This window comes from Corallococcus praedator (genome assembly GCF_003612125.1).
In the GTDB taxonomy this organism is placed as follows: Bacteria; Myxococcota; Myxococcia; order Myxococcales; family Myxococcaceae; genus Corallococcus; species Corallococcus praedator.
Genome location: NZ_RAWI01000311.1, coordinates 1 through 11,276 on the forward strand (window position 1 = coordinate 1; position 11,276 = coordinate 11,276).

Genomic DNA, 11,276 nt, shown 5'->3' on the forward strand with positions numbered 1-11,276 from the left:
GGCTCCGGTGCCGCGGGGGACGGGGGCGGCGCGCCCTGGGCCGCCTGCTCCAACTGCGGCAGCAGGGACTCCAGCGGCGAGCCGGACAGGTCCTGGCGCGACGCCAGCCGGCGGCCCGCGTCGTCCAGCGCGTCCACCGTGGCGAAGCACAACTCGAACAGGTCCGGCGACGTGGCGCGCCCGTGGATGAGCGGCTCCAGCACCTCTTCCAGCCGGTGACAGGCGGTCTCCACCAGACTGGCGCTGGCCGCGCGCGACGCGCCCTTCACGCTGTGCAGCGTGCGCAGCAGGCCGGGGATGAGCTCCCGCGCGCGCGCCGGGGCCTGCTCCAGCGCGAGCAGGTCCCGGTTGAGGGACACGACGTGCCCCTCCAGCTCCTCCAGGAACGAATCCAGCAGTGCCTGCGCCAGCCGGTCGCGATCCATGCGTTAGCGCCCGAACTCCCCGAGCAGCCCCTTGAGCTTCTGGCCCATGGCGTTGATGTCCTGCATCGCCCGCTCCGTCTGGCGCGACGAGATGAGGCCCTGCTGCGTGGCCTGGTTCACGTCGTGCATCGCCTGGCGGATCTGCCCGATGCCGGTGGCCTGCTGGTTGGCGGACGCGGCGATCTGCGCGGCGGTGAGCGACGCCTGCGTGAGCAGGTCCGCCAGCTGCTGGATGGTGGTGCCCGCCTCGGTGACGACGCGCGTGGCGGACGACACGCTCTTGGTGCCCTCCTCCGTGGTCATCACCGCGCCGTGCGTGGCCTTCTGGATTTGTCCCAGGATCTGCCGCACCTGCGAGGTGGCCTTCTTGGACTGGTCCGCCAGGGCCTTCACCTCCGAGGCGACGACGGCGAAGCCGCGGCCGTGCTCGCCCGCGCGGCTCGCCTCGATGGAGGCGTTGAGCGCCAGCATGTGCGTCTGTTCGGAGATGTCGTTGACGGTGGTGATGATGTCGCCAATGGCCTGGGCCTGTTCGGCCAGGGCGAGGATGCGCGAGGCGATGGACTCCACCTGGTCACGCACGGCGCCCATCGCGGACACGGCCTCTTCCACGGCGCGGCGACCGGAGCGGCCAACCTCCTCCGAGTGACGGGCGGACTCGCTCACCGCGCGGGCGCGGCCGGCGGCCTCCTCCGACGTCTTGGTGATCTCCTCGATGGTGCTCACCGTCTCCGTGACGGCGCTGCCCTGCTCCTGGGCGCCAGCCACCTGCTCGGTGGTGCTGGCGAGGATTTCGGAGGACGCGCCCGCGAGCTGGTTGACGAACTCCGCCACCGTCTTGAGCGTGTGCTCGCGCTGCTCGGCCTGCTTCGCCAGCTGCACCTCGGCCACCTGGCGGCGCTCGGCCATGGCGTTGAAGGCGTTCGCCAGCTCCGCCATCTCGTCGCGGCCCTTCACGTCGATGCGGTGGGACAGCTCTCCGCGGCCCAGCTGCTCAGCGCCGACGGTGAGCTTGCGCAGCGGGGTGGTGATGCCCCGGGTGATGACGAAGCTGCCCAGGCCGACGATGGCCAGGCCCAGCAGGGTGCCAATGCCCAGCACCCACACGCTGCGCTGCGCGGCCTGCCGGGCTTCTTCGGCGTCGCGCTCCCAGCGCTGCTGCTCGATGTCGAGCATCTCGCCGATGTGGTTGCGCACCTGGTCCATCAGCTCCAGGCCCCGGCCGTTCTGGACGATGGTCGCCGCAGCCTCCATGCCCTTCTCGCGACGCAGGCGGATGCCCTCCTGCAGCCGCTCCAGCCGGGCACTGATGATGGGCTCCAGCCGGTTCAGCCGCGCGCGCTGCTCGGGATACGCGGCCATGGCCGTCCGCAGGTTGGTCAGGTCCTCCTGGAGGTTGCCGAGCGCGGCGTTGTAGGGCCCCAGGTAGCGGTCCTCGCCGGTGATGATGAAGCCGCGCTGCCCCGTCTCCGCGTCCACCAGCAGCGCGCGCACCTCGCGCAGGACGCGGAAGTTCTCATGGGCCCTCAGCAGTCCCTCCGTCGTGGTGGTGAGCTGCTGCGCGCCCTGGAAGGCGACGCCAGCGATCACCAGCAGGACCAGCAGGGACAGCCCGAATCCCAGCGCGATGCGATTCCCGATGCTCATGCGACTCCTTCTTCGGACAGCTCGAACACGAGACGACCGTCACCCAGGAGGGCCTCTCCCTCCAGGACGAGTGTGCCGTCGGGGCTGACGCCGGACACCAGCGCGCCCGCTTCCTCATCCAGGGAGGGGGGCGCGGGCAACAGCTCCGTGCCCGTCAGCACCGCCACCTCCGACACTTCATCCGTGCGCAGCCCCAGCTCCGGGCGCGTGGTGCCCACCACCAGCACGGGCCCATGGGCATTGGCGGCGGGCCGGCCGAACAGCGGCGCCAGCTCCACCACGGGCAGCACCTCGCCGCGCAGCAGCGTCAGGCCGCGCAGCAGCGGCGGCGCGCCCGGCAGCGGGGTGAGCTCCGGCGCGCGCATCACCTCCAGGATGAAGCGCGACTCCAGCGCGTAGGACTGGCCCGCGGCGCGAAAGCGCACCACCTCGCGCTGGCTGCCGGGCACCACCGGAATCTCGGGAGGGCGGGCCAGGGCGCGTGCGCGCGCGTCAAGCTGTTCGCTCGCCGCTTCGTCGGAGTAGGCCTCGCGCGCCTCGGTGGCGCGCTCCAGCTCCTCCAGGCGGGCCCGGGCCTTCTCCCAGTCGATGACTCCCTCGCGCTTCGGCATCAGCTCGCCCCTCCGCCTTCAAGCTCCAGGCGCCGCCACTCCGCGCGCGCCACATCCGCCAGGGCTCCCGCCCGTTCACCCTCCGCCAGCGGCACCAGCGCCTCCGGCGGCAACTTCCGACACAGCCCTTCCGCCTCCCGGTATGCCCGAGCGGCGGCGGCGGCCTGGTCCTGCCGGCGCAGCACATGGCCCAGCAGCAGGTGGCCCACGGCGAGGCCCGGCTCCAGGTAGAGCGCCTGCCGGGCGGACTTCTCCGCGTCGGGCAGCCGCGACTGGCCCAGGAGCAGCAGCGCCTCCAGATACCGCAGGCCGGCGACCAGCGGGTGACGAACCACCGCCTCTCCGCACGCGAACACCGCCGCGCGGGGATCCAGGTTGGCCAGCGTACGGACCGCCTCCAGGGCCTGATCCAGGTCGGCCGCTTGAGCGCCCGCCCGCTTCGAGGCCTCGCGCCAGTCACCGCGCGCCAGGGCCTGCCGCACGGCCTCCCGGGCCTCCACGCTCAGCGCGAAACGGGCTGCGGGAGCGACGGGCCTGGGAGGGACCGGGGCAGGCGTGGCGCGTGGCTCGAAGGCATTGGGGACCGGAAAGGATCCGGACGCCTCGCCCGAAGCGAAGCGGGCGCCATCGAAGGAACCCGAGGCCTCTCCCGATGCGAAGAGGGAGCCATCGAAGGCCCTCGCCGTCTCCCCGGAGGCCGGACCTGAAGCGAAGCGGGCACCCTCGAAAGAAGCCGACGTCTGGCCTGGGGTCGGAGTGAAGCGGGCGCCATCCGACCCTTCGGCTGGATCCGAAGCGAAGCGGACGGGGGGCGTGGGGCCCGCGCGTCCCGGGGGGAAGGGTGTGCCGTCCGCGCGCAGGGGGGCCAGGGGCTGGAGCGGGACGAAGTGCGCGGAGTGCTGTCCGCCAAGGGGCTTGCGGTACAGCACGCCCCAGTCGGTGAGCACGGCCTCGAAGGGGGCGTAGTCGCCCAGCGGCGGGTCGGAGGGACCGGAGAACAGATAGCCGCCGTCATCCAGCGCCGCGAAGAGCCGGCGCGCCACGCCTTCGATGGTGGCGAGGTTGAAGTAGATGAGGACGTTGCGACAGAAGATGACGTCCAACTGCCAGAGGCCGCTTTCGGCGGAGGGCCACGTCTCCAGGGCGAGGTTGAGGTAGCCCAACTGCACGTGGCGCTTCACGTCCGGGCTCAGCAGGTAGTGACGGCCCTCCTGCTTGAGGTGGGCGCGCATGCGATCCGCGGACGGGCCGCGCAGGGACCAGTCGGTGTAGCGGCCCTCGCGGGCGCGGGCGAGCGCCGTGCGCGACACATCCGTGGCGTGCACGGTCATGCGCTCTTCCCAGCCCTCGGTCATCAGCAGCGCGGCGATGGAGTAGGGCTCCTCGCCGGAGGAGCAGGCCGCGCTCCACGCGCGCAGCAGGTGGTCCGGGCCCCGGCGCTCGCGCAGCTCGGGCAGCACCACGCGGCGCAGGTGATCGAAGTGTTCGTGGGTGCGGAAGAAGTACGTCTCACCGATGGTGAGCTCGGTGAGCAGGTCGTCCAGCAGCGCGTTGTTCACGGCCAGCTGTTGCCGGTAGACGTCCACGTTCGTCAGGTTCGCGCGGGCCATGGCGCGCTGGATGCCTTCCTCGGCGGCGGCCAGACAGCTGGGCGCGGCGAGCCCCGCGCGCTCCTCCACCAGGGCGAGCACTTCCTTGAAACCGTAGGACAGGACACCGCCAATCAAGCGGTCTCCGGTCGGGCTCCGAGCGCGACGTCCAACTGAAGTGCTTCGGCCTCGGAGAGGAAGGAGCGCAGGTCGTGCACGAGCACCAGCCCGTCGGGCAGCTTCGCGGCCCCGGCCACGTACCCCACGCCGGGCAGCTCCCGGGGGGAGGCATCCCACTCATCGGAGGCGATGACGCGCAGGCCCTCCGCGCGGTCCACCCGCAGCGCCACCGGGCGCAGGCCATTGGTGGCGATGATGAAGTGGTCCATGGGCGACAGCGGCCGCGCGGGGTGGCGGAACCTGCGTCGCAGGTCCAACACGGGGAGGAGTTCTCCGCGCAGGTTGAGCAGTCCCTCCACCACGTCGGGCGCCCGGGGCAGGTGCGTGAGGCGGGCGGCGCGCACCAGCTCGCGCACGTCCTGCACTGGCAGGCCGTAGCGCTGCCGCTCCAGGGTGAACAGCAGGACTTCCTGTGGGCGGGCCTCCGGAGGGGGATTCATGGATGCACGTCGCACGCTACAGGACGCAAAGCACCCTGGGGATTCAGGATGTTGCCCCGTTTTCTAGAAGACGCTCCGGGTGAAGGGAGCGCTCCAGCCCCGGAGGAACGCTCGGCGAGCGGCCATGAATCCCAGGAGGGAAACTCTTTTTGGCCCGGGCCGTACCGTCGGGACAGTCGCCAGCCGGCGCGGGGCCGGGCATCGTGAGGACCATGGTTCGGCACGTCATCGTCGTGGGCGCAGGGCCGGGAGGGCTGTCGGTCGCCATCAACCTGGCGGGGCAGGGCTTCCAGGTCACCGTGGTGGAGAAGGACGCGGTGCCGGGCGGCCGGATGAAGGGCCTCACGCTGGGGGAGGACTGCGAGTACGCGGTGGACACCGGCCCGTCCATCCTCCAACTGCCCGGCGTGTTGGAGCAGATCTTCCGGCGCTCGGGCAAGCGGCTGTCGGACTACGTCACGCTCACGCCGGTGGATCCGAACACGCGCGTGCACTTCTGGGACGGCACGCACCTGGACACGCGGCGTGACCTGGAGCGGATGGGCCAGGAGCTGGAGAAGTTCGGCGCGGGCAAGGGCGACGCGCTGAAGGGGTGGATGGAGGACGGGCGGGAGAAGTACGCGCTCGCGTACGAGAAGTTCATCTGCACGAACGCGGGGAGCCTGGGCTACTACGCGCCCTGGCGGCTGGCGCCCACGCTGCGCTTCAAACCGTGGCAGACGCTCTACAAACAGCTGGATTCGTTCTTCCACGACGACCGGATGACGTACGCGCTGGCGTACCCGTCCAAGTACCTGGGGCTGCACCCGACGACGTGCTCGTCGGTGTTCAGCGTGATTCCCTTCATCGAGCTGGCCTTCGGCGTCTGGCACGTGCAGGGCGGCTTCCGGGCCCTGGCGCGCGGGATGATGAAGTGTGCCCAGGACCTGGGCGCAACCTTCCGCATGGGCACGCCGGTGGAGCGCGTGCTGACGGAGGCCGGCCGCGCGGTGGGCGTGAAGCTGGAGGGGGGCGAGGTGCTGCACGCGGACGCGGTGGTGGTGAACGCGGACCTGGCGTACGCGGCGCAGAAGCTGCTGGCGCCGGAGGCGCGTGAAGGCGGAAGGCTGACGGACGCGGCGCTGGAGCGGGCGAAGTATTCGTGCAGCACGTTCATGGCGTACTACGGGCTGGACACGACGTACGCGGACCTGCCGCACCACCTCATCTACCTGTCGGAGAGCGCGCGGCGCACGGACCGCGACGCGCTGGAGGACCGGTCGGTGGACGTGGACGACCCGCCCTTCTACGTGTGCAACCCGGGCGCGTCGGACGCGACGGGGGCGCCCAAGGGGCACTCGACGTTGTACGTGCTCGTGCCCACGCCGAACACGGCGCGGCCGGTGGACTGGGCGAAGACGGAGGCGACGCTGCGCGAGCGCATCCCGAAGATGCTGGAGAAGGTGGGCATCCAGGGCCTGCGCGAGCACGTGAAGGCGGAGCGCTACTTCACGGCGGAGACGTGGCGGGACGACTTCAATGTGTTCCGGGGCGCGGTGTTCAACCTGTCGCACACGTGGCTGCAACTGGGCCCGCTCAGGCCCCGCGTGAAGAACGCGCAGGTGGAGGGCCTGTACTTCGTGGGCGGCGGCACGCACCCGGGCAGCGGGTTGCTCACCATCATGGAGAGCGCGAACATCGCGGCGGACTACCTCACGCGCGAGGCGGGCAAGGGCGCGCTGCCGGGCTGGCCGTACGTGCCGCCGCTGGAGGATGACGCGAGTGTGGCGAAGCCAGCGCCCCAGGCCCTCGCGGGCTGAGGCGCCGGGTGTTTGTCTGTCTTTGTTCCGGAAGCCCCGGTGTGCGTCAGGCGGCGCCGGGGCGGCAGCTGACTTCGACGAGGATGCCGCCGGGGGCACGGCAGTAGACGAGGGTGCCCCGGTTGTTGCGGATGACGTCGGAGACCTCCAGCCCGTCGGCCTTCACGCGCTCCTGGAAGGCGAGCACGGGGGCTTCGGAGTCCTGGAGGAAGCCGACGTGGAAGTCCTCGGGGAAGGTGTCCGTGTCGCGCTTGCGGCGTTGGAGGATGAGCACGAAGCCATCCGGGCCGGAGAGCATGGCGATGGCGGGCGAGTCGTGGTTCTTCGCGTGCGACGTGAAGTCGCAGTAGCGCGTGAAGAAGCGGGCGGTGGCCTGGACGTCGGGGACCTGCAGGTCGAGGTGATTCAGTTTCATGGCGAGCCTCGCGAAGGCACACGTGTGCCGTCAGAGGGCCGAGGGTTCTTCCTCCCGAGGGAGGTCGAACAAGTGCTTCCACCATGGAAGTGACCGGGGCTCACCGAACCGGTCCGCCGTTTTTCGACCGACGCGAAATCTAGGAGCGGAACTCGTCGCGGCGCAAGCGCCCGCTCAGGACACGTACCGGGTCGCCAGCTGCGACACCTGTCCCGTGGCCTGCTCCACCGCGGTCGCCGCTTCCTGCGTGGTGCCCAACTGGCGCAGCGTGGCGGCCATCAACTCGTCCATCTCGCTCACCGCGCTGAAGAGCTGATCCACGCCCGCGTGCTGCTGGGCCACGGCCTCGGCGATCTGCCGCACCGCGGACGCGGACTCCTGGGACAGGGAGATGAGCTCGCGCAGCCGCTCGCCGCTCTTGCGCAGCGGCACCAGCGCGGCCTCCACGCCCTGGGCGCTCTGGTCCGCCGTCGCCACCGCCTCGCCCGTGGCCGTCTCCATGCCCTCCAAGAGCCCGCGCACCTGGCCCGTCGCCTTGATGGACTGGTCCGCCAGCTCGCGCATCTGCCGCGCCACCACCGCGAAGCCCCGGCCCTGTTCGCCCGCGCGGCTTGCTTCGATGGCGGCGTTGATGGCCAGCATGTGCGACTGGTCCCCCAGCGACTTCACCACCTCCGACACCCGGCCCACCTCGCGCGCCCGCATGCCCAGGTCGCTCACCTGCTGGTGCAGGCCGTTCGTGAGGGCCAGGATGTCCGCGAGCCCCTTCTCCGTGCCCGCCAGCGACTCCTCGCCCAGCCGGCCCATCGCCGCGGCGCGCTCCGCCACCTCCAGGATGTTCCCCGCGCGGCTGGCCGCGAGCTTCGACGTCTGCTGGATCTCCTGCGCCGTGGTGCGCGCCTGATGGATGGCCACCGCCTGACGCGACATCGTGCGGTTCTGCTGGTCGCTCGCCTCGGTGAGCCGCGTGCCCGCCTGCGCCAGGTGCCCCGCGGAGGAGCGCAGCGACCGGGGCAGCTCCTGCAGCTGTTCGTAGAGCAGCCACGTGCGCGCGGACAGGTCGCCCAGCTCGTCCGTGGACACCCACTGCGGCGGCGACGCGCGGCCCTCCACCAGGGCATCCAGGGACGCGCCAATCGCCTTCGCCCCCTGCGCCAGCCGGCGCGCCGCCCAGGCCGCGGTGAAGATGGCGCCCAGCGCCGCGAACCCGCCCAGCAGCGCCACCGGCGTCGTCAGGTCGTCCTGCAACGGCACGATGCGCGCACGCACCCGCGCCGCGCCCCGGTAGTCGCCCGACAGCTCCAGGTCGTCCGCGAGCCCGGAGAGGTTCTTCTCCAGCCGCAGCTGCAACGTGGCGATGCTGGTGATGCAGGTGATGAGCAGCGCGGACACGACGATGGCGGGCAGGAACCAGCTCTGCCGGGGCAGGAACAGCCCCTCACCGGCGGGCCGCTCGTGCGGCGCGCGGCGGAACGCCTCCAGCGTCACCGCCGCCAGCGTCCGCTCATAGAGCATGTACATGAGCGGCGCGCTGAAGAGGCCCGCGCTCATCGCCACCGCCACGCCCACCAGGATGACGCGCGGCGGCCGGTCCAGCGCCAGACCGATGGCGCCGTTGAAGAAGATGCCGCCCAGGAACCAGCCCGCCTGCGCCTCCACGAACGTCAGGATGCCCGGCAGTCGCAACAGCCGGCGCAGCCGCTGCGGCGCGTTGCCCGGTTCCTCATGCAGCGCGTGCCGCAACAGCGCACCCACCGCGCCAATGGGCACCACCAGCGCCAGCCCCCCAATGACGATGGGCGTGACGACCCCGAGCACGAAGCCCATCGCGCTCGAGTCCACGTCCAGCAACTGCATGTCGACGTAGATGGCGGGCGCCACCGCCACCGTCACGACGAGCGTTCGCAGCATCAGCAGCTTGAAGAGCAGCGCGCTCGCGGTCGGGGTCGTGGGCTGATTCATCGGGGGGATGATCCGGAGGAACCAGCAGCCTGAGGGGGAAGCACGGGGTCGTCAATGACACTGCTTCTTCTTGTGCCAGGGACTCCCGGGTCTTCGGGGAACGCAGGGACGCAACGGGTAGGCCGAGCGGGGAGGGTGTCGGTTCGTCGCCATTCAGGGTGTCGGAGGGCAGCCAGGCGTCCAGGCCATCGTCGCCTGCCGGCCGCGTGCGACATGCACACGTTCTCTCCACCAACGATTCACACAACGACGTCAGGAGGACGCCATGGGTGAGTGGACCGACAAGGCCAAGGGCAAGGTGAAGGAGACCGTGGGTGTCGCGACCGGTGACCGTTCCCTGGAGGCCGAGGGCAAGGCCGACACGATCAAGGGCAAGGTGAAGGGCGTGGTGGAGGATGTGAAGCACGCCATCAAGGACAAGGTGGATGAGCGCGAGGAAGTGCGTCGCGGTGACGCGGATCCGTATCAGCGCTAGGTGCCAGGTCCTCGCGGGGGCGGAAGTCTGCAGCCGCGACCGTGAGGGAAGTCCGCCGTGAAACCGTTCGGGCCGCGGAAGCCAGGGGCTTCACCGCGGCCCGAGCTGTTTCTGGCGTGAACGGCTTCTTCAGTTCCGCATCTTCTCGCAGGGACACGCCACTTCGAGAAAGGTGGTGGACTTGCCGCTGACCATCACCCAGAGGCAGCGCAGCACACAGGCTGTGCCGAACTCCCGGTAGATGAGCCCCAGGTTGGCAACCACCTCACGTCCCGTGATGACCCCGCGCATGTCCCGCTCCCTTGCGTCCTGCCGTCCGACCCGCCGCCCATGGCAAGGTGTCTTGCCGAGCGGATGTCTTTGCAAAGGGCCGGCCGTGCCCCGAGACGCGCCTCTCAAGGACACTGTCCATGACTGGACGTTCCAAGGCGCTGGATTCTCGACCCTGGTCGCACGCCTGCCCGCGTCACGGTGCACGAAACGGAGCGGCGGCCTGAAAACGTTACAGCGGGCAGCGTCGGGCGGCTGACGCGCGGCTCGTTCCCGTGCCTGGGACAGCCGGGCACGGGTGCCCTGCCGCCTGGCCGCAGGAGTGGCGTCCCTGCGATACAGGTGGCACATCCGCCGCCCGGCCTGAATGTATGTCCATGAGGGCTTCGCGTGAGGCGCGGCCCGTGACGCCGTGCGCAGCCGACGTCCCGTCCGAGCGCGTGAGTGGAGTGCCGCCCCGCCCCGGACGTCCGCGCCGCGAGGTCGTGGAAGGAGGTGCCGAGATGAGACCGCTTGTGTCTTCCCGAAGGGGTCTGCCCTTGCTGCCGGAGGGCCTGCCCCGGCCCCTGCGGGGGTTGAAGCGGGTGGTGGTGGGGACGGACTTCTCCCTTCAGTCGGAGTTCGCGCTGGCCCGCGCGCTGCGGCTTCCGCTGGCGCAGGGAGCGGCCGTCAGCGTGCTGCACGTGAGCCCTCCGTTGGATGGCCATGACAGCCCCGACGGCACGGTGGCCGGGGAGCGCTGTCTGCGCCGGTCGGTGTCGTCGGCCTGTCGTCGGTTGCGACAGCGGCCGGACGTGGACGTGCGCGAGGAGCTGCGCGTCGGGGATGCGCCGCACGTGGCGACGGAGCTGGTGAAGGACCAGGGCGCGGAGGTGCTGGTGGTGGGCCGGCCGCGCTCGAAGTACCCGGCGGTGCCGCTGGCCGACACGTCCATGGTGATGCGGCTGGTGCGCGAGGTGGACGCCTCCGTGCTGGTGGTGGTGGCGCACCCGGGCCGCGTGTATCACCGGCCCCTCGTCGCGGTGAGCTTCTCGCGCGAGTCGCGGCGGGCGCTGGAGCTGACGATGCGCCTGTGCCCGGCCTCGATGCCCATCGAGGTGTTGCACGTGGTGGACACGCGCGAGGAGGAGGCCGCCCTGCGACGCCAGGACGCGCCGCTGGAGCAGTGGCTGCGGCTGCGGCAGGAGCGTGAGAACACGGCGAGGATGGCGCTCTGGCGCTTCCTGGCGCCCTACCGGGAGACGGGCCGCGAGTTGAGCATCCGCGTGCGCACCGGCGATCCGCAGGAGGGCATCCTGGCGGAGGCCCTCGAGCGCGACTCCGACCTGCTGACCCTGGGCATGTCCTCCGCGCAGCCGGGCTCGGCGCTGACGGAAGGGGTGTTGGGGAACGCTCGCTGCGACGTGCTCATCTCGAGGCATGTCGCCCCGTCCGCCACCCTGCCGGACGGCGAGCCCCCGTCC

Annotated in this window: 11 protein-coding genes; 3 read left to right on the forward strand and 8 right to left on the reverse strand. The window is 71.0% G+C overall.

Annotated elements, in window-relative coordinates:
- The 5 genes from D7Y13_RS30230 to D7Y13_RS30250 form a co-directional block, all read right to left on the reverse strand.
- Positions 1-425 (reverse strand): Hpt domain-containing protein (locus tag D7Y13_RS30230; protein WP_208734507.1); only part of this gene is annotated, 425 nt, incomplete at its 3' end.
- Positions 426-428: 3 nt separating this feature from the next.
- Positions 429-2,072, reverse strand: coding sequence for a methyl-accepting chemotaxis protein (locus D7Y13_RS30235; protein ID WP_120538268.1), 1,644 nt, complete (start codon positions 2,070-2,072; stop codon positions 429-431).
- Positions 2,069-2,683 carry a chemotaxis protein CheW gene (locus tag D7Y13_RS30240; RefSeq protein ID WP_120585565.1) on the reverse strand — a complete coding sequence of 205 codons (615 nt, stop codon included), beginning with the start codon at positions 2,681-2,683 and terminating at the stop codon, positions 2,069-2,071. Before D7Y13_RS30240 ends, D7Y13_RS30235 begins: the two co-directional genes overlap by 4 nt.
- Positions 2,683-4,410 carry a CheR family methyltransferase gene (locus D7Y13_RS30245; RefSeq protein WP_120585566.1) on the reverse strand — a complete coding sequence of 576 codons (1,728 nt, stop codon included), beginning with the start codon at positions 4,408-4,410 and terminating at the stop codon, positions 2,683-2,685. The genes D7Y13_RS30240 and D7Y13_RS30245 overlap by 1 nt, the downstream gene beginning before the upstream one ends.
- The gene (locus D7Y13_RS30250; RefSeq protein ID WP_120585567.1) at positions 4,407-4,892 is read right to left on the reverse strand and encodes a chemotaxis protein CheW; all 486 of its coding nucleotides are present in this window, start codon (positions 4,890-4,892) and stop codon (positions 4,407-4,409) included. The genes D7Y13_RS30245 and D7Y13_RS30250 overlap by 4 nt, the downstream gene beginning before the upstream one ends.
- A 212-nt stretch (positions 4,893-5,104) precedes the next feature.
- Between D7Y13_RS30250 and D7Y13_RS30255 the strand changes: the two genes are divergently transcribed.
- Positions 5,105-6,691, forward strand: coding sequence for a phytoene desaturase family protein (locus D7Y13_RS30255; protein ID WP_120585568.1), 1,587 nt, complete (start codon positions 5,105-5,107; stop codon positions 6,689-6,691).
- Positions 6,692-6,737: 46 nt separating this feature from the next.
- Here the strand turns inward: D7Y13_RS30255 and D7Y13_RS30260 are convergent, their stop codons facing one another.
- Both D7Y13_RS30260 and D7Y13_RS30265 read right to left on the reverse strand, forming a co-directional pair.
- Complete coding sequence (locus D7Y13_RS30260) at positions 6,738-7,106, reverse strand: VOC family protein (protein ID WP_120537341.1); 369 nt, start codon at positions 7,104-7,106, stop codon at positions 6,738-6,740.
- Positions 7,107-7,280: 174 nt separating this feature from the next.
- Positions 7,281-9,068, reverse strand: a complete 1,788-nt coding sequence (locus D7Y13_RS30265) for a methyl-accepting chemotaxis protein (protein WP_120585569.1) — start codon at positions 9,066-9,068, stop codon at positions 7,281-7,283.
- 265 nt (positions 9,069-9,333) lie between these two features.
- On the opposite strand from D7Y13_RS30265, the gene D7Y13_RS30270 reads away from it, so the two are divergent.
- A complete protein-coding gene (locus D7Y13_RS30270; protein ID WP_120537337.1) occupies positions 9,334-9,543 on the forward strand; it encodes a CsbD family protein in 210 nt (69 codons plus the stop codon).
- Positions 9,544-9,672: 129 nt separating this feature from the next.
- On the opposite strand, the gene D7Y13_RS46945 is transcribed toward D7Y13_RS30270, so the two are convergent.
- The gene (locus tag D7Y13_RS46945; RefSeq protein WP_167508789.1) at positions 9,673-9,834 is read right to left on the reverse strand and encodes a hypothetical protein; all 162 of its coding nucleotides are present in this window, start codon (positions 9,832-9,834) and stop codon (positions 9,673-9,675) included.
- A gap of 482 nt (positions 9,835-10,316) precedes the next feature.
- Between D7Y13_RS46945 and D7Y13_RS30275 the strand changes: the two genes are divergently transcribed.
- On the forward strand, positions 10,317-11,276 hold a 960-nt coding region (locus tag D7Y13_RS30275; protein ID WP_199732939.1), incomplete at its 3' end, for a universal stress protein.